Genomic DNA, 20,675 nt, shown 5'->3' on the forward strand with positions numbered 1-20,675 from the left:
TTGAATTGCTTGTAACGCAGTAAACCTGCAAAATAAGTGACATGGAAACACTCGACAAGCTCGATCGCCAGATTTTGCGCAAACTTCAGGACGACGGCCGCGCCACCTACGACCAACTGGCCGAACAGGTGGGCCTTTCGCCCAGCGCGGTGCTCAGGCGCGTCAAGCGGCTCGAGGAAAGCGGCGTCATAGACCGCTATGTGGCGTTGGTCAAACCAGAGGCCGTGGGCTTGGGCCTGACGGCTTACCTCAACGTACGGCTCGAAAAACACACCGAAAGCCACAAGCGCAACCCCATGGACCTGTTCCGCGCCAGCGTGCAGACCTGGCCCGAGGTGGCCGAGTGCGCCGCACTGACCGGCGAAATGGACTATTTGCTGCGTGTACTGGTCGAGGACATGGCCCACTACAGCCGCTTCATCATGGACACCTTGCTCAAGCACCCCAGCGTGCAGGACTGCAAAACCAGCTTCGTGCTGGACCGGGTCAAGGCCACCACGGCCGTGCCTTTGTAAGGCGTGGGGCGAGTCAGCCCCGCGTCAACAAGCGGGCAGCCAATGGCTGTGTGCCGAATTTGGCAGGATCAGGGTTTGAATTTCGTTGTTGTGATGCAACATTTTCATCTTCCAAAACCGGATCACTATGATTTTGATAGCTGAATGGGCCCTATTGGCGGGCCAAACTTGTGATTTGGGCCGGCCTCCCTATTCGCGACCTTTGAGAAACCCTTAGGCTGGGAATTCTAGGGAAAACCCTTATATTGAAGCCATGGTTTCACCCGGCACACTTTTAAAAGCATCCTACAACGCGAGCAAGGAGTTCTTCCGCCCGCCTGTAGCAGAGACGCGCGCGCCCCTGCAGCAGCCTGCCGCCGCCCCGCACGTCCAGCCGGTCATGGTCCCCATCCGTTCCATAGGCCCCAGCCACGGGGAACGCATCGCCACCCATTTGCTGGCCCTGGGCGAACACGACCGTTATTTGCGCTTCGGCTACGCGGCCAATGACGAGCAGGTGCGCCGTTACGTCGACAGCCTGAACTTCGACCGCGACGAGATCTTCGGCATCTACAACCGCAAACTGCAGCTGATCGCCATGGCCCACCTGGCGCACTCCACCGACCCCAACCTCAAGAGCTGCGCTGAATTCGGCGTCTCGGTGCTGGCCCAGGCCCGCGGCCGGGGCTACGGCTCGCGCCTGTTCGACCGCGCCGTGATGCACGCCCGCAACGACGGCGTCGACATGATGTTCATCCACGCGCTCAGCGAAAACACCGCCATGCTCAACATCGCCCGCAAGGCCGGCGCCACCATCGTGCGTGACGGCTCTGAAAGCGAGGCCTACCTCAAGCTGCCTCCGGCCGACCTGGATTCGCGCATGACCGAAATGGTCGAAGAGCAGATCGCCCAGACCGACTACCGCCTCAAGGTCCAGGCCAAGCAGTTCTGGGATTTGCTGGGCGTGATCCAGGAAGTGCGGCAAGGGGTTCGGGACGGTAGGGACCGGATGCCCATGTAGGTTCTTTGGGCTTGGCTGCCCGGGCTGGGCTTCCCTGCTGAGGGCTTGCTTGTTCTAGTGCTGTTTTCTCTTCATAGTGCTGCTGGCCGGGAGTGGCCCGGCGGCCAGTAACTTTCTTTTGCTTCGCCAAAAGAAAGTCACCAAAGAAAAGGCGACCCGCAGTCTGGGTCCCCTACGCTGCGCTACGGGGCAACCTGTGGTGCTCGACCCAAGCGGGGTCAAAAACAACTCGCTTCGCTCAAACAAGTTTTTGCCCTGATCCGCTTGTCTCTGCGCTCCTCGGCCCAGCCAGGACGGGGCAATCGGGAGCGGGGACAGAAAACCAAGAAGACAAATACAAACAAGGACACGCCATGGCGTGTCCTTGTGGTGTTCGGTTTTCTGTCTTCGGCTGTTTGATATTCCTGTCCCCACCCCCTTGTGGATGCGCCGAGGAGCGCAGGGCCAGACGGATCAGGGCAAAAACTTGTTTGAGCGAAGCGAGTTGTTTTTGACCCCGGCTGGACCGAGCACCGCAGGTTGCCCCGGAGCGAAGCGCAGGGGACGCAGCAACCAGGGTCGCCTTTCTTTTGGGTACTTTTCTTTGGCGAAGCAAAGAAAAGTGCCTCGCCCGCCGGGGCGAGACCCGGCCAACTGAACTAAGAAGAGGGAAGAGGGGAAGAGCGCGCCCGCCGGAGCAAGACCCGGCCCAGCCACTACAACCAAAGATTTCGTCCACCCCCACCCCGATACTCAATTGCTATCAAACAAGTAGCACCACAGCCCCAGTCACAAAAGGTTGGCAGGAGAAATTTCCTGTAAACCCTGCCGCCCCACCCTCACCATCAAAGATTTCAGCTATCCTTACCCCCTTCACAACTACCGACCGCCATCACGTGTCCGACGTTCCCCCCAGTCGGTCTTCCAGGCCAGAAGACAAGCGAGGCTTTCTGCAAAAGCTCGCTGAAATGCTCCACCCCGGTCCCGATTCGAAAGACGAGTTGATCGAAACCCTGGTGGAGGCCCAGGACAATGACGTTATTGGCGCCCAGAGCCGTGAAATGCTCGAGGGCGTGATCCGCATGGCCGATATGACGGCCGGCGACGTCATGGTGGCGGCGCCGCGCATGGACGTGATCAACATCGACGCGCCTTTCGACGAGTTGCTGCACCTGGTCATAGACACCGCCCACTCGCGCTTTCCCGTCTACGAAGGCGAAAAGGAAAACATCCTCGGCATCCTGATGGCCAAGGATTTGCTGAAGCTGCAGCGCGCGCCCGAGCTCAATATCAAGGCCTTGCTGCGTCCGGCCGTCTTCGTGCCCGAAAGCAAGGGCCTGAACGACCTGCTGCGTGAATTTCGCGGCAACCGCAACCACCTGGCCATCGTGATCGATGAGTTCGGCCGCGTGGCCGGCCTGATCACGATTGAAGACGTGCTCGAGCAGATCGTCGGCGAGATCGAGGACGAATTCGACATTGCCGAAGACGAGGGCGACATCTTCGGCCTGAGCGACCACACCTACCGGGTCAGCGGCGACACCTCGATAGAGCGTGTCAACGAGGCTTTCGGCGTGACGCTGCCGGAAACCGATTTCGACACCATAGGCGGGCTGGTGGCGCACGAGATGGGCCACGTGCCCAAGCGCGGCGAACACTACGCGCTGGCCGGCCTGCAATTCACGGTGCTGCACACCAAAGGTGGCGCGGTGCGCTGGTTCAAGGTATCGCCGGTATCCGCCGGCGTCTGACGACACACAATAAAGTAAAGAGGGCAATATATGGCACGGGACTCGATCCACAGCATGATGTCCCACCTGCCGACCTTGCCCGCCTTGCTTGAGCACGCGCGCAACCTGCCGCCGCGCAAGGGCTTCTCGCCCTTCCAGTTGGCCATGGTGCTGATTGCCGGCTGCCTGCATGCCGCCAGCATGGCCTGGCCGTTTGATTTCGGCTTCATACAGGGCCAACCCCTGGGGGGCATGCAGCTACTGGCGATGTTCCTGTTCGCGGCGCAGATCGACAGCTGCCGCTCCATGAAGCGCGCCGCCTGGCTGGGCGTCGCCTTCGGCACGGCCATGCTGTGCAGCACTTTCTGGTGGCTGTTCATTTCCATGCACTTCTACGGCGGGCTGGCCGCGCCGCTGACGGTGCTGGCTGTGCTGCTGCTGGCGGCCTTTTTGTCGCTGTACTACGCCGCGGCGGGGGCGCTTTTTGTGCGACTGGCGCCACGCCGCAAGCTGCCGCGCGCCCTGGTGTTCGCCTCGCTGTGGCTGCTGGCCGAACTGGCCCGCGTCGAATTCTTCACCGGCTTTCCGTGGGGCGAGGGTGGCTACGCGCATGTGGACGGCTGGGCCAGGCCGCTGGCCGCCTGGGTGGGTGTGCACGGCATCACCTTCCTGGCGGCGCTGGCTGCGGCCTGGCTGGCCATGGCCCTGCGCGCCTCGCGCATGCAGTGGGCCACCGCGATTGCCATCGTGCTGGCCTGCTTCGTCCTGTCCTATCTGCCTGTGCAGAGCGCCTTGCCCGGGGAGGCGGGCTCCACCTCCGCCGGCGAGCCGCTGCAGGTCACGCTTTTACAGGGCAACATTCCGCAGAACGAAAAATTCCAGAGCGGCACCGGCGTGGCCACCGCGCTGCAGTGGTACGGGCAGCAACTGCGCGACGCCAAAACTCCGCTGGTGGTGGCGCCCGAGACCGCCATTCCGCTGCTGCCCATGCAATTGCCCGAAGGCTACTGGCGGGCGCTGCAGTCACGCTTTGCCACCGGTCAGCAGGCGGCGCTGGTCGGCATGCCCGTGGGCAATCCCCAGGCCGGCTATGCCAACTCGGTGGTCGGCTTCAAGCCCGGACAGCCCGAGCCCTACCGCTTTGACAAGCACCACCTGGTGCCTTTTGGCGAGTTCGTCCCGCCCGGTTTTCGCTGGTTCATCGACATGATGCGCATCCCCTTGGGCGACTTCAACCGCGGCGCGGTGGGCCAGGCGTCCTTCGAATGGAAAGGCCAGCGGCTGGCGCCCAACATCTGCTATGAGGATTTGTTCGGCGAAGAGCTGGGCGCGCGTTTTGCCGACCCGGCGCTGGCGCCCACGATTTTTGTCAATGTCAGCAATATCGCCTGGTTCGGCAACACCGTGGCCATAGACCAGCACCTGCAGATCTCGCGCATGCGCGCGCTTGAGTTCAGCCGTCCCATGATCCGCGCCACCAACACCGGCGCCACCGTCATCATCGACCACGCCGGTAAGGTCACGCATTCGCTGGAGCGCCACACACGCGGCGCGCTGATCGGTGAGGTGGAAGGCCGCAATGGCATCACGCCCTATGCCGATTGGGTGTCGCGCTACGGCCTGTGGCCGCTGTGGGGCCTGGGCCTGGGTATCGCAGTTCTGGCACTCTTGTTCCGCCGTCGCTAGATAGGTTTACCCCGTCGGACGCTCACTGCGTGTAGCGCCTTCCCCCTTCCAGGGGCGGCGCCTGCGGCCTGGCAAAGCCAGTTCCGCGGCCCCTGCTGGCCCGGAGGGTGTTTCGGTGAGTTGGGTGTGCTCAGTGCGTTGCTGCCATCACGCCGTGAAGCAAATCCGGGATCATCTCCAGCATGCGCAGCGCATCCTGGCCCGGCGGTGTGCTGGTGGCGAAATACATCTGCAGCGGCGCGTGGGCGAACTCATGCAGTGGCACCGCTGTCAGCGAGTCCGGGTCCAGGTTGCTGGCCGTGAGGAAGTCCACCACCGTCCAGCCCATGCCGCGCCTGACCAGCTCCAGCGCCAGCCGTGAAGTCTGCACCTGCAGGCCAGCTGGTGCGGTGAGGCCCAGGTGGCGGGCCAGCTCGTCGATGGACTGGCACATAGGGTCCTCGCCTACCAGCCGTATCAGGGGCATGCCGGCCAGGAAGGACATCGGGTTTTGCCGGCGCGCCTTCACGGCGCGTTGCCAGATCTCGCGCGTGACGGCCAGATAGAGCGGCCCGCTCACCAGCGTCGTGCTGGTCAGCAGCGGGTGCGGGTGCTCGTAAAACCCCAGCGCGAAGTCCACGCCGCGCGTCAGCAGGGCCTGCACCATCTGGTCCTGGTGCAAGGTGCGCACCTCGACACGCACGCGCGGATGCCGGGTCATGTGCCGCTCCAGCACCAAGGGTAAAAATTCGTGGCTGATGGACGGGATGGCCGCCAGCCGCACCTGGCCGTCGGCGGCCTGCCGCAGGTTGAGGGCCATGCGCTTGAGCCCGTCCAGCTTCTGGTGGATCAGCGCGGACTCCTCAAACAGCACCCGCGCTTCCGGCGTGGGGGCCAACGTGCCCTTGCCGCGAGTGAACAGCTTGTAGCCCAGCTGCAGTTCGGTGTGTGAGATGGTCTTGCTGACGGCCGAGGGCGTGATGCAGATGAGGCGCGCGGCGGCGCTCATATTGCCCGTCTGCATGACGGCCTGGAAGACTTCAAGTTGTCTGAGGTTCATTGTTGTGCCAGGGGTATGAGTTTTATTCACACCCCTCGCTGCATTATGCATCGCTGCTTTTCGACGGGCTGGCTACGATGAGCCACCTTTGGCCCTGGTGCCGGAGGAGACATCGGTTCGCGGTGCCAACGCATTGACACTTATTCACAGGTGCCTGCGATGCACGCGATCCGGCAGAACTATTTCAACGATTCACCTTCCCGGGATATCTTCATGCAAATCGCTTCCACCCTCCTGAAAATGGGCGCCGGCCTCGGCCTCGTCGCCTTTACCGCGCTGGGCACGCCGGCTTCCGTGCTGGCGCAAACCGCCGGCAAGCCCAATGTCGTGATCCTGGCCACCGGCGGCACCATTGCCGGCGCCGGCGCCTCGGCCCTGAACAGCGCCACCTACGCCGCCGCGAAAGTGCCGGTCGACAAGCTGCTGGCCGGCCTGCCCGAGCTGGCCAACATCGCCAACGTCAAGGGCGAGCAGGTTTCGCAGATCGCGTCTGAAAGCTTTACCAACGACAACCTCATGAAGCTCGGCAAGCGCATCTCGGCGCTGGTCAAGCAGTCCGACGTGGACGGCATCGTCGTCACCCACGGCACCGACACGCTGGAAGAAACCGCCTACTTCCTCAACCTCGTGATCCGCACCAGCAAGCCCATCGTGGTGGTGGGCTCCATGCGTCCCGGCACGGCGCTTTCGGCCGATGGCGCGCTCAACCTGTTTGACGCCGTCAGTGTGGCCGCCAGCAAGGATGCGGCCGGCAAGGGCGTGCTGGTCACCATGAACGACGAAATCCAGAGCGGTCGCGACGTCACCAAGACCATCAACATCAAGACCGAGGCCTTCAAGAGCCAGTGGGGCCCGCTGGGCATGGTGGTGGAAGGCAACAACTACTGGTTCCGCGCGCCGGCCAAGCGCCACACCGCGCAGTCCGAGTTCAATATCGACGACTTCGACGCGCTGGCGCCGGTGGAAATCGTTTACGGCTACGGCAACGTCTCGCGCACGGCCCTGGACGCCGTCGCCAAGACCGGCATCAAGGCCCTGATTCACGGCGGCACCGGCAACGGCTCGGTGGCCGACCGGATCGTTCCCGCGCTGCAGGAAGTGCGCGCCAAGGGCATTCAGGTGGTGCGTTCCTCGCGCGTGCCCGAAGGCTTTGTGCTGCGCAACGCCGAACAGCCCGACGACAAATACGACTGGGTGGTCGCGCACGACCTGAACCCGCAAAAGGCCCGCATACTGGCCGCCGTGGCGCTGACGAAGAACGTGGACAGCAAGGAACTGCAGCGCATCTTCTGGCAGTACTGAGTCTTTCCGGGGCGTAAAGACAAAAGGGCGATGCCGGTAGCGGCATCGCCCTTTTTCATGGGCCGGTGGGTGGCGGCTTAGAGCTGGCTCATGCCGCCGTCGACGATCAGTTCCGTCCCCACAATGAAGGCCGCGTCGGGCGACGACAGGTAAACCACCGCGCTGGCCACCTCATCGGGCGTCCCGAAGCGCTTGACCGGCACTTGCGCCTGGATGCCGGCGGCCAGCGCATCCAGCTGGTCGGCGGGCACGCCCAGCTTGCCATACAGCGGCGTTGTGACCGGACCGGGGCTCACCACATTGACGCGGATGCCGCGCGCCACGAATTCAGCCGACAGGGTCTTGGCGAATGAAATCAGCGCGGCCTTGCTGGCGGCATAGACGCTGGAGTTGGGCATGCCGATATGGGCGTTGATGGAGCCGTTCAGGATGACGGCCGCGCCCGTGTTCAGCAGCGGCGACAGCGCCTGGATCGCGAAGAAGGCGCCCTTCACGTTGACGTTGAAGGTCTGGTCCCACAGCGCTTCGTCCACGCTTTCGAGCGGGGCGAATTTGGCCAGGCCTGCGTTGATAAAGACCGCGTCCAGCGTAATCCCTTCAGCGGTCAGCGCGGCGGCCAGCGCCTTGGCCGAGCCGCTGGCTCCTGCGTCGTTGCGCAGCGCGATGGCGCCTTCGCCGAGTTGCGCTTTGGCTTGCTCCAGCGTGGCGGGGTCGCGGCCGGTGATGACGACGCGGGCGCCTTGTGCGGCGAATTGCAGCGCCGTGGCCAGGCCGATGCCGCTGTTGCCGCCCGTGACGAGCACGGTCTTGTTGGCAAAACGGGGTGTGAAGGAGGAGGTTTGTGCGGTGGTCATGTCAGTTTCCTTGAGTCGTTGGTTGAAAGGGTTTTCTGGTTCGGCGAGCCTTCTGGCTTGCCGATGGGTCCAATGTACGGTTCATGTTCGCTAAGGAGAAGGCCTGAAAAGTGTTTTAATCATTCAGGTTTTATGAACATCAAGCACTGGAGGCGCCGCCATGGACCGTTTGCGAGCCTTTGAGGTATTTGCCGCCGTTGTCGGCCGCGGCAGTTTCACGCGGGCGGCCGATGCGCTGGACACCTCGCCGGCCAACGTCACGCGCTATATCAACGAACTGGAAGCCCACCTGGGCACGCGCCTGCTCAACCGCAGCTCGCGCAGGCTCTCGCTCACCGAAAGCGGCGAGGCGCTGTATGAGCGCAGCAAGTCCATCCTCGAGGAAGTCGCCGACGCCGAAGCGCTGGCCTCGTCGGCCACCGTGCAGCCGCGCGGGCGCCTGCGTATCAACGCGCCCGTGAGCTTCGGCATACGCCAGCTGGCGCCGCTGTGGCCGCGTTTCATGCAAAGCTATCCCGACGTTGAGCTTGACATCGCGCTCAGCGACCGTGTGGTCGACATCGTGGAGGAGGGCTACGACCTCGCCATCCGCATCTCGCGCGCCGGCCCCGCCACCCATGCGGCGCGCAAGCTGGCCACCTCCTGCAACATCGTCTGCGCGTCGCCCGCCTATCTGAAGCAGCACGGCAGCCCCAAGGTGCCGGCCGACCTGGCGGCGCACCGCTGCCTGGGCTACACCTACGCGGCCACCGCCAATGAATGGCATTTCGTCGACGAGCAGACGCGCCCGCACAAGGTCAAGGTCCAGTACGTGATGCATGCCAACAACGGCGACACGGCCCGCGAAGCGGCCCTGGCCGGACAGGGCATCATCTGGCAGCCGGCCTTTCTGGTCGGCGACGACCTGCGCGAAGGGCGCCTGGTGCCTTTGCTGCCGGGTTACCGCATGCCCGACATCGACGTGCTGGCCGTCTACCCCAGCCGGCGCCACCTGAGCGCCAAGGTCCGTGTGATGGTGGACTTCCTGGCGCAGGCCTTCAAGGACGGGCCCGCCTGGCATGTGCCGCCCGACGCGGCGCCCGCGCGCCGTCGCCGCGTAAAATGAACGGTTTCGCACTGCCGCCCATGCGGCCTTGCCTTTCCGGCGCCTGCACAGGCGCCGCGCTTTTGTCCTGAACCCATTCCTATGCTCACTTTCCAGCAAATCATCTTGAAGCTGCAGTCCTACTGGGACGCCCAGGGCTGCGCGCTGCTGCAGCCCTATGACATGGAGGTCGGCGCCGGCACCTCGCACACCGCGACCTTTCTGCGCGCGCTGGGCCCAGAGCCCTGGAAAGCCGCGTATGTGCAGCCCAGCCGCCGCCCCAAGGACGGCCGCTACGGCGAGAACCCCAACCGCCTGCAGCACTACTACCAGTACCAGGTCGTGCTCAAGCCGGCGCCCGCCAACATCCTGGAGCTCTACCTCGGCTCGCTCGAGGCCCTGGGCTTTGACCTCAAGAAAAACGATATCCGCTTCGTCGAGGACGACTGGGAGAACCCCACGCTGGGCGCCTGGGGCCTGGGCTGGGAAGTCTGGCTCAACGGCATGGAAGTCACGCAGTTCACCTACTTCCAGCAGGTCGGCGGCATAGATTGCAAGCCCGCGACCGGCGAAATCACTTACGGTCTGGAACGCCTGGCCATGTACCTGCAGGGCGTGGACAACGTCTACAACCTGGTCTGGACCGAAGGGCCCGACGGCTCCAAACTGAGTTACGGCGATGTCTACAAACAAAACGAGGTCGAGCAGTCCACCTACAACTTCGAGCACAGCGACGCCGACTTCCTGTTCACCGCCTTCAGCGCGCATGAAAAGCAGGCCAAGCACCTCATTGAGGTGCAGTTGGCCCTGCCGGCCTATGAGCAGGTGCTCAAGGCCGCGCACAGCTTCAACCTGCTGGATGCGCGCGGCGCCATCAGCGTGACCGAACGCGCCGCCTACATAGGCCGCATCCGCAACCTGGCGCGCGCCGTGGCGCAAAGCTATTACGAAAGCCGCGAGCGCCTGGGTTTCCCCCTGGCGCCGCGCGAATGGGTTGAAAGCATGAAAAAGAAGGCTGCGTGAGAGCGATGACGATGACAACCCAAAACCTGCTCGTAGAACTATTTGTCGAAGAATTGCCGCCCAAGGCGCTGAAAAAGCTCGGTGATGCCTTTGCCGGCGTGCTGTTCGAGCAGCTCAAGGCCCAGGGCCTGACGGCCGACGCTTCGGCGCTGACCGCCTTTGCCTCGCCGCGCCGCCTGGCTGCGCATGTCACGGCCGTGGCCGCGCAAGCCGCCGACAAGGCTGTCTCGCAAAAACTCATGCCGGTGGCCGTGGGGCTGGATGCATCGGGCAATGCCACGCCCGCGCTGCTCAAGAAGCTCCAGGCCCTGGGCGCCGACGCATCGGCGGTGGCAGGCCTCAAACGCGCGCCCGATGGCAAGGCCGAGGCGCTGTTCTACGACAGCACCGTCAAGGGCGTGACGCTGGCAGAGGGCTTGCAGAAAGCCGTGCTTGAAGCCATTGCCAAGCTGCCTATCGACAAGCGGATGACCTACCAGCTGGCCGACGGCTGGAGCGACGTGAAGTTTGTGCGCCCCGCGCACGGCCTGGTCGCGCTGCACGGCAGCACGGTGGTCGCCATCGAGGCGCTGGGCCTGAAGGCCGGCAACAGCACGCACGGCCACCGCTTTGAGGCCGCCGTGGACCCGGTCGTCTTGAAAGACGCCGACAGCTACACCGCGACCTTGCAAAAAGACGGTGCAGTGATCGCCAGCTTTGCCGAGCGCAAGGCCGAGATCGCCAGGCAGCTGGCGGCGGCCGCGGCCAAGGTCGGCGGCGGGGTCAAGGCGATCGAAGACGACGCGCTGCTCGACGAAGTGACCGCGCTGGTCGAGCGCCCCAATGTGCTGGTCTGCGAGTTCGAGAAAGAATTCCTGGGCGTGCCGCAGGAGTGCCTGATCCTCACGATGAAGGCCAACCAGAAATACTTCCCGCTGCTCGACGCCGCGGGCAAGCTCACCAACAAGTTCCTGGTCGTCAGCAACATCAGCCCCAGCGATGCCAGCGCGGTGATTGGCGGCAACGAGCGCGTGGTGCGCCCGCGCCTGGCCGACGCCAAGTTCTTCTTCGACCAGGACCGCAAGAAAACGCTGGCTTCGCGTGTTGAGGGCCTGGGCAAGGTGGTCTACCACAACAAGCTGGGTACGCAAGGCGAGCGCACGCAGCGCGTGCGCGCGATTGCCGGGACCATCGCCAAACGCCTGAATGCCGACGTGGCCGGCGTGCAGCGCGCCGCCGAACTGGCCAAGACCGACCTGGTGACCGACATGGTCGGCGAGTTCCCCGAACTGCAGGGCACCATGGGCCGTTACTACGCGCTCAACGACGGCCTGGGCGCCGACGTGGCCGATGCGATTGAAGACCACTACAAGCCGCGCTTTGCCGGCGACGAGCTGCCGCGCGGCAGCGTGGGCTTGATCGTCGCGCTGGCCGACAAGCTGGAGACCCTGGTCGGCATGTTCGGCATCGGCAACCTGCCGACCGGCGACAAGGACCCGTTCGCGCTGCGCCGCCATGCGCTGGGCGTGATCCGCATGCTGGTCGAAAAAGACCTGCCGCTGGGCCTGGCCGAACTGGTCGAAGGCGCGCAGCCGGTGTTCGGCGACAAGATCCAGGACGCCTCCGTTGCCCTGGTCGATTTCATCTACGACCGCCTGGCCGGCTCCCTGCGCGAGCAGGGCTACAGCGCGCAAGAGGTTGATGCCGTACTGGCGCTCAAGCCCCAGCGCCTGGGCGACGTCGCCAAGCGCCTGGCGGCCGTGCGCGCCTTTGCCGCGCTGCCCGAGGCGCCGGCACTGGCTGCCGCCAACAAGCGCGTCGGCAACATCCTCAAGAAGGCCGAAGGCACCGTTGAGGCCGCCATCAAGCCTGAACTGCTGCAGGAAGCCGCCGAGAAATCCCTCGCCGAATCCCTGAAGACCGTGGCACCCAAGGCTGAAGCGGCTTTTGCGTCCGGCGACTACGCTGCCTCGCTGCAGGCGCTGGCCGCCCTGAAGGCGCCTGTCGACGCCTTCTTTGACGGCGTGATGGTCAATGCCGAGGACCCGGCGCTGCGCGCCAATCGGCTGGGCTTGCTGGCCACCCTGCACCAGGCCATGAACCGGGTCGCCGACCTCTCCAAGTTGGCCTCCTGAAATTTTTCAAGGCGAAGCACCATGAAACTCGTCATCCTCGACCGCGACGGCACCATCAACAGCGACAGCGACGACTTCGTCAAGACGCCGGACGAATGGCTGCCGCTGCCCGGCTCGCTGGAGGCGATTGCGCGGCTCAACCACGCGGGCTGGCATGTGGTGATCGCGTCCAACCAGTCGGGCCTGGGGCGCGGCCTGTTTGACGTGGCCTCGCTCAATGCCATGCATGCCAAGATGCACAAGATGCTGGCCGCCGTCGGCGGCCGGATCGACGCGGTGTTCTACTGCCCGCACAGCCCCGAGGAAAGCTGCACCTGCCGCAAACCCTTGCCGGGCCTGTTCGAGCAGATAGGCACGCGCTTCGGCGTGCAGCTGGCGGGCGTGCCAACGGCCGGTGATTCGCTGCGTGACCTGCAGGCCGGCGCCGCGGCGGGTTGCGAGCCGCACCTGGTGCTCACCGGCAAGTCGGCCCGGTACCGGGCCGGCGGCCAGCCGGAAGGCCTGCCGGCCGGCACCACGCTGCACGCGGACCTGGCGGCTTTTGCCGATTTCCTGCTGGAACGCAGCGCCCGGCCGCTGCCGGTGGCCATCTGAACATCAAGTCCGCGAAACACTTTTTCGCCCCTTAGCACCTGACCCGATAGCCGGAACCCCGCCATGCCTTTCATCCGCTCCGTCCTGCACCTTCTCTGGATGGCCATCACCATCATTCCGTGGGCCACCTTCGTGGTGATCGCATCGCTGTTCGTCAGCAGCACCACCATGTACTGGATGTGCGCGGGCTGGCTGCGCGTGGCGGTCAGCGGCGGCACCTTCATCCTGGGCATCAGGAACCGGGTGACCGGCATGGAAAACCTCCCCACGGGAGAAACCAGCGCCGCCGTGCTGCTGCTCAAGCACCAGAGCACCTGGGAGACCCTGTGCATGCCCACCCTGATGCCGCATCCGCTGGCCTATGTCTTCAAGAAAGAGCTGCTTTACGTGCCTTTCTTCGGCTGGGCCATGGCGCGCATGGACATGATCCATATCGATCGCAGCCAGCGCGCCCAGGCCTTCAACAAGGTCGTGGTACAGGGAAAGCGCCTGATGGCGCAGGGCACCTGGGTCATCATGTTTCCCGAAGGCACGCGCATCCCGCGCGGCCAGAAGGGCACTTACAAATCCGGCGGCACGCGCCTGGCGATCGAAACCGGCGCGCCGGTGATCCCGATTGCCGTCACCTCGGCCAAATGCTGGCCGCGCAAGGCTTTCATCAAGACGCCGGGCATTGTCGACATCTCCATAGGCAAGCCCATCCCCAGCGCGGGCCGGCAGCCGGACGAGCTGATGCGCGAGGTGGAGGCCTGGATAGAGGCCGAAATGCGCCGGCTGGACCCTGAGGCCTACGCCGGCGCCGCCGCCAATACCTGAGCGCTGCCTGCGCCCATTACGCCGCGCTAAACTGCCATGATGCAACGGCTTCTCCAGTTCACGCTCGACCTGTTTGACGCCCATCCCGCGCCGCCGGCCCGCGCCGCCAACCCAAAAAGCGCAAAGCCTCCGGCAAAGCCGCGGCCTAAAAAACCGGTGACGTCCGTCCCGCGGCCGCAAGCGGCCCCCGAGCCCGAATTCATCGGGCCGCAGCTGCCCACCCAGACCCTGAGCCAGGCCCTGGCCCCGGCCACCTTCCGCCATCCGCGCGCCACGCGTGAGACCGTGCTGGACGGCATCCTGGTGGCTTACGAATTCCGGCGCAGCAAACGCAAGACCATAGGTTTTTCGGCCGGTGCCGACGGCCTCACAGTGAGCGCGCCCAAATGGGTGCCGCTGTATGAAATCGACAAGGCCGTGCTGGAAAAATCCGGCTGGATACTCGCCAAGCTGCAGGAGACCCGCGAACGCCACCAGCGCATGGAGTCCGCGCGCATTGACTGGAAGGACGGCACCACCCTGCCTTTCCTGGGCGAGCAGGTGATTGTGGTGATAGACCCGCGGCACGCCTTCGGCGGCGTGGGCGCCGAACTCAAGACCCGGGCCGCCGAGGTGCTGCTGCAGGGCAACGAGGGCGGGGCCGGCGACATGCTGCCCGGCGTGGCGCAGATGACGCTGCATGTGGGCCTGCCCCACAACGCCTCGGCCGAGCAGATTCGCGATGCCGTGCAGGCCTGGCTGATGCGCCAGGCCAAGCGGATCTTCATCGAACGGCTCAATCATTTCGCGCCGCAGCTCGGCGTGCAGTGGCACAAGCTCAGCCTTTCCAGCGCCGGCACGCGCTGGGGCAGCGCCAGCGCCGACGGCTCCATCCGGCTGAATTGGCGGCTGGTCCATTTCCGGCAATCGGTGATCGACTATGTGGTGGTCCATGAACTGAGCCATTTGCGTGTCATGGACCACAGTCCGCGCTTCTGGGACACCGTGCGCACCATCGTGCCCGACTATGCCGAACTGCGCGGCCAGCTCAAGGACGAAGCGATTCCGCGCTGGTAGCTTGCAGGCAGGTGGGAGCGCCAGGGGCTGCGCAGGACAAACCCTTTGCCGGGGCTGAATCGGCGATAACAAAGTAGTACAGCTTGGCGTTACTTGTTAATATGACAAAAATATCAAAAACGCCAAAAACACCAGGGACTTGATGTCGTACCTCCAAAGCACCTCCATGAACGACAAGCTCATACTCGTAGTTGAAGACAATCCCGACCACCTGGAGCTGACTGTCTTGACTCTGGAGGAGCAGGGCGTGACGGCCGAGATCGCGGTTGCCCGCGATGGCGTGCAGGCGCTGGACTACCTGTTCGGGCAGGGGGCCCATGCGGGGCGCGACACGCAGCGCCAGCCTTCGTTCATCCTGCTGGACATGAAGCTGCCCAAACTCTCGGGGCTGGATGTGTTGCGCGGTGTGCGCGGCAACCCGCTCACGGCCCTGGTGCCGGTGGTCATGCTGACCTCCTCCAGCGAGCGCTCCGACATCGTGGCCTGCTACCAGGCCGGCGCCAATGGCTTTGTGCGCAAGCCTGTCGATTTCGGAGACCTGACGGAAAAACTCCAGCGGCTCCAGGCCTATTGGCTGGATGTCAATGAATCGATCGCGGCCGGTTGATAAGCCCGCGGTGCGGGCTGCCCGTGCGGCCTGGGCGGGCTCCTGAGCGATGGCCGCGATGAAGGTTCAGATCACGCTGCGGACCCGCCTGGTCATACTGGTGCTGGCCGCGATTGTTCCGCTGTTCGGCCTGTCCATCTTCAAGGCCGTCTACAACGCCGACGCCGCAGTCGAGCGGGCCATGACCGACCTGCAGTTCGCCGCCTCGCTGGCGGCCTCCAACCAGCAGCAGCTTGCCGTGACCGCGCGCCAGGTTCTCACGGCTGTCGTCCATGCGCCCGAGCTGCTGAGCGGCGAGGACGGCAAGACCGTCAAGGGCGGCAGGGGCGGCCGCTGCGACGCCTACCTGGTGCAACTGAACCAGATGTTCCCGCTGTATGCCAACCTGGGCATCATAGGCATGGACGGCCGGGCGCTGTGCAACGGGATTCCCAATTCAACGCTGAACTACCTGGGTGACCGCGCATATTTCCGCGAGGCCGTGGCCCGCCGCGAATTCGTGACCGGCGAATACATTGTGGGCCGCGCCACGGGCATACCCTCCATCACCTTTGCGCTGCCCCTGCTGGACCGCGAAGGGCGCGTCGTGGTCGTTGCCTATGCCTCGGTGGACCTGGGCGAAATGGCGAAGACGGTGGAGAGTATCCACCTGCCGCCCGGCGCAGCGCTCGGCATCCACGACCGCAACGGCGTGCTGCTGGCGGGAAGGCCGGCCCTGCCGATCCGTATCGGCCAGAAGGCGGCCAGCCCGGTGCTGCGCGAGGCGGTCAAAACCCTGAAGACGGGCACGGCCGACGGCCCCGACGGCGCGGGCAAGCGCCGGCTCTGGGCCTACATGCCCAGCAGCGCCAATGTGGGCGAGGCATTTTTTGTGGCGGTCAGCCTGGACCACAACCTGGTGGTGGGCGCCACGCAGCGGCAGCTGTGGCTGGAGCTGGGCGTGCTGTCCCTGCTGGCCTTCCTGAGCGGCTTGCTGGCCTGGATGATGGGCGGGCGCGCCATCGTGGTCCCCACGCGCAACATCCTGGAGGCGACCCGGCGCATCCAGGACGGGCGGCTGGACGTGCGCATCCCGGTCACATCGTCCGACGACGGCGGGGAATTCTCCCGGATCGCCGAAGGCTTCAACCGCATGGCCGAATCCCTGCAGAAGCACCGCGGGGCCCTCGAGTCGGAACTGGCCAACAGCGAAGCCATACAGCGCAAGCTGCAGGATGCCCAGCGCCTGGGGCGCATCGGCTATTGGCAGCTTGACGTGCGCAGCGAAGAGACCTGGTGGTCCGATGAAGTCTATGACGTGCTGGGGGTGGACAAGGCGAGCTTTGCCACAAACCGCGATTCGTTTTTGCAGTTGATCCATCCCGCCGACCGCGAGGACTTCAAGGCCAGGCGCGACGCCGCCGTGGCGGCCGGCCTGCCGCTGGACGTCGAGTTCCGCATCGTCACGGCCGCCGGCGAGCTGCGCTGGATCCACCTGGTGGGCCGCGCCCATGGGCCGCAGGACGGCCAGCCGGGCCAGGGGCCGCGCCGCTCCGGCGTGCTCCAGGAGATCACCGACCGCAAGCAGGCGGAACTCGAAATCGCCCGCAGCACCGAGTTGCTCAACCGCACCGGCGAGCTCGCGAAAATCGGCGGATGGGAAGTCCAGGTCGACACCATGGCGCCCTACTGGTCCCAGGAAATTTACCGCATCCATGACATGGAGCCCGGGGCCAGGCTCAGCATAGGGCAGGCGATCCGGTCCTATGCGCCGGAAGCGCAGCCCATCGTCAGGGCCGCGGCCGAAGCCGCCTTTCTTCACGGCACGCCATGGGACCTGGAGCTGCCGCTCATCACCGAGAAAGGCCGGCGCATCTGGGTGCGCACGCGCGGCCGCGCGCTGCAGCGGGACGGCAAGGTCGTAAGCCTGGTCGGCGTGCTGCAGGACATCACCGAGCAGCACCAGGCCCAGGAGCATCTGCGCCTGCTGGAGTCCTGCGTCGCCCGCCTCAACGACATCGTGCTGATCACCGAAGCCGGGCCCATTGACGCGCCGGGCCCGCGCATCGTCTTTGTCAACGACGCCTTCGAGCGCCGCACCGGCTACACCCGCGAAGAGGTGCTGGGCCGCACGCCGCGCCTGCTGCAGGGCCCGAAAACGCAGCGGGCCGAACTGGACCGCATCCGCGCCGCGCTGCAGGCATGGCAGCCGGTGCGCGCCGAACTGATCAACTACACCAAGGGCGGCCAGGAGCTCTGGCTGGACCTGGACATCGTGCCCATCGCCGACGCCAAGGGCCGGTACACGCACTGGGTGGCGGTCGAGCGCGACATCACGCAGCGCAAGCGGGCCGAGCAGGCGCTGGTGGACAGCGAGCAGCGCTACGCCGCCCTCTTTGAGATGGCGCCGGTGCCCATGTGGGTGTATGACGTCGCCACCTCGCGTTTCCTCAACGTCAACAAGGCGGCGGTGGACAGCTACGGCTACTCGGTGGAGGAGTTCCTGGGCATGACCCTGTTTGACATCCGCCCCGACGCCGAGCACGCGCGCCTGGAGCGGGCGTTGAGCGACAACTCGGTCGAAAGAAAAGGCACCTGGCAGCACCGCCGCAAGGACGGCTCGATCTTTTCCGCCCATGCGGTGTCGCGGCCCATCCAGTACGCCGGCGTGCCCGCGCGCTTTGTGCTGGCGATGGACGTCACGGCCCAGCTCAAGGCCGAGCACGATGTGCAGGAGCATCTTTTCACCCTGCAGCGCGCGGCCGACGCCGCCCAGGCCATCACCTGGCACCAGACGCTGGAAGGCACCATGCATGAGGTGGCCGAGCAGGCCCGGGGCGTGGTGGGCGCGCACCAGTCCATCGTCAGCCTGACCGTGAACAGCGACTGGAAGCAGGCCATCAACGCGCTTTCGCTGTCCGACAAATACGCGAAGTATCGCGACCTCTTCGAGCCGCCGGACGGCACCGGCATTTACGCCATGGTCTGCCAGACCAACCGCTCCATGCGCATGACGCAGGCCGAGCTCGAAGCCCATCCGCGCTGGCGCGGGTTCGGCAGCTATGCCGACAAGCATCCCGCCATGCGCGGCTGGCTGGCCGTGCCGCTGACCGGGCGCGACGGCCGCAACATCGGCTTGCTCCAGCTCTCCGACAAGTACGAAGGCGAGTTCACGCAGCAGGACGAATACGTCGCGCTCGAGCTGGCCCAGCTGGCGTCCATCGCCATCGAGAACGCCCGCCTGCTGGAGGAAGTCAGCCAGCTCAACACCGGGCTGGAGCGCAAGGTGGCCGAGCGCACGCTGGAGCTGGAGCGCCAGCAGGCCCTGTTTCGCGGGCTGGCCGAACAGGCGCCCCAGGTGGTCTGGACCATCAACCCCGACGGCGCGGCCACCTACTTCAACCGTGCCTGGTTCGAGCTGGTGGGCGGCAAGCTCGAGGACTGGACCGGCACGCAATGGTTCTCCGTCATCCACCCCGAGGACCTTCCCGACGTCAAGGCCACGTGGGAGACCGCCAAGGCCGCGCAGTCGCCGTTCATGGGCATACGCCGCGTGCTGGCCCGCGACGGCAGCTGCCACACCATGTCCTACCGCGCCTCACCCGTCATCGACGAGCACGGCCGGGTGGCTTTCTGGGTGGGCATAGATGCCGACATCACCGAGATCAAGGCCATCGAAGCCGCGCTGCGGCTGTCCAACCACGAACTCGAGGCTTTTTCCTATTCGGTGTCGCACGACCTGCGCTCGCCGCTCAACACCGTGGACGGCTTCAGCCGTCTGCTGGCCAAACAGCTGGGCGCCAACGCGGGCGACAAGGTCTCGCACTACCTGTCGCGCATCCAGGCCGGCGTGGCACAGATGGGGCAGCTGATTGAAGACCTGCTGTCGCTGGCGCAGGTCTCGCGCGCGCCGCTGAGCAACAAGTCGGTGGACCTGTCGGCGCTGGCGCGCGGCATCATGGACGACTGGCAGGCGCGCGACCCCGACCGCAAGGCGGTGATCCACATCGAAAAAGGCCTGAAGGCGCACGGCGACGCGCGCCTGGTCCGCGTGGTCATGGAAAACCTGCTCGGCAATGCCTGGAAATTCAGTTCCCACGAGGGGGTGACCGAGATCACCGTCGGCCACACGCAGGACGCCGCGGGGCTTCCCGTGTACTTCGTGCGCGACAATGGCGCCGGTTTTGACATGGCCTACGCCGACAAGCTCTTCAACCCCTTCCAGCGCCTGCATGCCGCCTCGGAGTTTCCCGGCACCGGCATAGGCCTGGCCACCTCCAGCCGGGTCATCAAACGCCACGGCGGCAGGCTGTGGGCAGAGTCCTCACCCGGCCATGGCGCGACCTTTTTCTTCACCCTGCCCAAGACGCCGCAGGCCTCCGATGTGTCTTGATGTGACGCAATGTGTCTTCGGCGGGATTAATTACCGTGGTTGAAGTGTGTTTTAACGTCTTTTCTGCTGTTTTTACTAGGGTTTGATACATCGAATTGATTAAAATGCGAAAAATGCCAAAAACAATCCTTTACGAGACTGACCATGCGTGAACCCAAGTCTTTCGAGGCCGCCATCACCGCTTCGGATTTCTCGAGCGAGGATTACTGCGGCACCAGCTACGCGGCCAAGCTGCTGGGCCTGTCCGTTGCCACCGTGCAATCGCTGGTGGAAAAAGGCGAGATCGAGGCGTGGAAAACGCTGGGCGGCCATCGCCGCATCGCGCTGCAATCCATCAATGCCTACCTGGCCAAGAACAGCCCGCAACTCTCGCGCGCCGACACCGACCCCAAGCACCGCCTGCGCGTGCTGATGGTGGAAGACGACGAAAACACCCGCGAGCTTTATCGTTGCCAGTTCGAGGACTGGGACCTGCCGGTCGACTGCACCTGGATGCCGTCGGCGCTCGAAGCCATGATGGACATCGCGAGCATGCGGCCCGACCTGCTGATCACCGACCTGTCCATGCCCGGCGTCGACGGCATCGAAATGCTCAAGGCCTGCAAGCGCAACCTGCAGCTCGCGGACATGCAGATCGTCGTCATCAGCGGCCTGGCGCCCGAGGCCGTCAAAGCCCGCGGTGGCCTGCCGCCCGAAGCCCACCTGCTGCAAAAGCCGATCAACTTTGACTGGCTGCATGGGTATGTCACGGCGTTGGTGACGGCCAACCGCAAGTGGCGGCATTAGGCCCCCACGGTGGATGTGGCCCCCACGGTCGCTCACTTCGTGTAGCTCCCTGCCCCCCGAGGGGGCCGCTGCGCCTGCGGCCTGGCAAAGCCAGTTCCGCGGCCCCTGCTTGGTTGAA

The 20,675-nt window shown here is 64.9% G+C and carries 16 protein-coding genes; 14 read left to right on the forward strand and 2 right to left on the reverse strand.

Features of this window, described 5'->3' with window-relative positions; all coding sequences use genetic code 11:
- Nucleotides 1–41: 41 nt before the first annotated feature.
- The 4 genes from ACEN8I_RS12990 to lnt all read left to right on the forward strand — a co-directional run bounded on the left by ACEN8I_RS12990 (nt 42) and on the right by lnt (nt 4,910).
- On the forward strand, nt 42–515 hold the full coding sequence (locus tag ACEN8I_RS12990; protein WP_007867295.1) for an Lrp/AsnC family transcriptional regulator: 474 nt from the start codon (nt 42–44) through the stop codon (nt 513–515).
- A gap of 253 nt (nt 516–768) precedes the next feature.
- Nucleotides 769–1,515 (forward strand): N-acetyltransferase family protein, encoded by a 747-nt coding sequence (locus ACEN8I_RS12995; protein WP_413328889.1) that lies wholly within the window; start codon nt 769–771, stop codon nt 1,513–1,515.
- Nucleotides 1,516–2,462: 947 nt separating this feature from the next.
- The gene (locus ACEN8I_RS13000) at nt 2,463–3,245 is read left to right on the forward strand and encodes an HlyC/CorC family transporter (protein ID WP_254806495.1); all 783 of its coding nucleotides are present in this window, start codon (nt 2,463–2,465) and stop codon (nt 3,243–3,245) included.
- A 30-nt stretch (nt 3,246–3,275) separates the two neighbouring features.
- Complete coding sequence (lnt, locus tag ACEN8I_RS13005; RefSeq protein ID WP_413328890.1) at nt 3,276–4,910, forward strand: apolipoprotein N-acyltransferase; 1,635 nt, start codon at nt 3,276–3,278, stop codon at nt 4,908–4,910.
- Nucleotides 4,911–5,040: 130 nt separating this feature from the next.
- Here lnt and ACEN8I_RS13010 read toward each other — a convergent pair whose 3' ends face one another.
- On the reverse strand, nt 5,041–5,949 hold the full coding sequence (locus ACEN8I_RS13010) for a LysR family transcriptional regulator (RefSeq protein WP_413328891.1): 909 nt from the start codon (nt 5,947–5,949) through the stop codon (nt 5,041–5,043).
- A gap of 213 nt (nt 5,950–6,162) precedes the next feature.
- Between ACEN8I_RS13010 and ACEN8I_RS13015 the strand changes: the two genes are divergently transcribed.
- Nucleotides 6,163–7,251, forward strand: coding sequence for an asparaginase (locus ACEN8I_RS13015; RefSeq protein ID WP_413328892.1), 1,089 nt, complete (start codon nt 6,163–6,165; stop codon nt 7,249–7,251).
- Nucleotides 7,252–7,328: 77 nt separating this feature from the next.
- On the opposite strand, the gene ACEN8I_RS13020 is transcribed toward ACEN8I_RS13015, so the two are convergent.
- Nucleotides 7,329–8,105 (reverse strand): SDR family oxidoreductase, encoded by a 777-nt coding sequence (locus tag ACEN8I_RS13020; RefSeq protein ID WP_413328893.1) that lies wholly within the window; start codon nt 8,103–8,105, stop codon nt 7,329–7,331.
- Between the two features lie 160 nt (nt 8,106–8,265).
- Between ACEN8I_RS13020 and ACEN8I_RS13025 the strand changes: the two genes are divergently transcribed.
- From ACEN8I_RS13025 to ACEN8I_RS13065, 9 genes are all read left to right on the forward strand, one after another.
- Nucleotides 8,266–9,210 (forward strand): LysR family transcriptional regulator, encoded by a 945-nt coding sequence (locus ACEN8I_RS13025; RefSeq protein WP_413328894.1) that lies wholly within the window; start codon nt 8,266–8,268, stop codon nt 9,208–9,210.
- Nucleotides 9,211–9,291: 81 nt separating this feature from the next.
- The gene (glyQ, locus tag ACEN8I_RS13030) at nt 9,292–10,212 is read left to right on the forward strand and encodes a glycine--tRNA ligase subunit alpha (protein ID WP_413328895.1); all 921 of its coding nucleotides are present in this window, start codon (nt 9,292–9,294) and stop codon (nt 10,210–10,212) included.
- A gap of 11 nt (nt 10,213–10,223) precedes the next feature.
- On the forward strand, nt 10,224–12,326 hold the full coding sequence (glyS, locus tag ACEN8I_RS13035) for a glycine--tRNA ligase subunit beta (RefSeq protein ID WP_413328896.1): 2,103 nt from the start codon (nt 10,224–10,226) through the stop codon (nt 12,324–12,326).
- Nucleotides 12,327–12,347: 21 nt separating this feature from the next.
- Nucleotides 12,348–12,920, forward strand: coding sequence for a D-glycero-beta-D-manno-heptose 1,7-bisphosphate 7-phosphatase (gene gmhB, locus ACEN8I_RS13040; RefSeq protein ID WP_413328897.1), 573 nt, complete (start codon nt 12,348–12,350; stop codon nt 12,918–12,920).
- A gap of 63 nt (nt 12,921–12,983) precedes the next feature.
- Nucleotides 12,984–13,736 (forward strand): lysophospholipid acyltransferase family protein, encoded by a 753-nt coding sequence (locus ACEN8I_RS13045; protein ID WP_413328898.1) that lies wholly within the window; start codon nt 12,984–12,986, stop codon nt 13,734–13,736.
- Between the two features lie 36 nt (nt 13,737–13,772).
- The gene (locus tag ACEN8I_RS13050; protein ID WP_413328899.1) at nt 13,773–14,792 is read left to right on the forward strand and encodes a M48 family metallopeptidase; all 1,020 of its coding nucleotides are present in this window, start codon (nt 13,773–13,775) and stop codon (nt 14,790–14,792) included.
- A 166-nt stretch (nt 14,793–14,958) separates the two neighbouring features.
- Nucleotides 14,959–15,399, forward strand: coding sequence for a response regulator (locus ACEN8I_RS13055; protein WP_074579839.1), 441 nt, complete (start codon nt 14,959–14,961; stop codon nt 15,397–15,399).
- A 58-nt stretch (nt 15,400–15,457) separates the two neighbouring features.
- A complete protein-coding gene (locus ACEN8I_RS13060; RefSeq protein WP_413328901.1) occupies nt 15,458–19,771 on the forward strand; it encodes a PAS domain S-box protein in 4,314 nt (1,437 codons plus the stop codon).
- A gap of 144 nt (nt 19,772–19,915) precedes the next feature.
- Nucleotides 19,916–20,557: a response regulator gene (locus tag ACEN8I_RS13065; protein WP_007867389.1), complete on the forward strand. Its 642-nt coding sequence runs from the start codon at nt 19,916–19,918 to the stop codon at nt 20,555–20,557.
- Nucleotides 20,558–20,675 lie beyond the last annotated feature (118 nt).

Origin of the sequence: Polaromonas sp. CT11-55 (assembly GCF_047303325.1) — a bacterium.
In the GTDB taxonomy this organism is placed as follows: domain Bacteria; phylum Pseudomonadota; class Gammaproteobacteria; order Burkholderiales; family Burkholderiaceae_C; genus Polaromonas.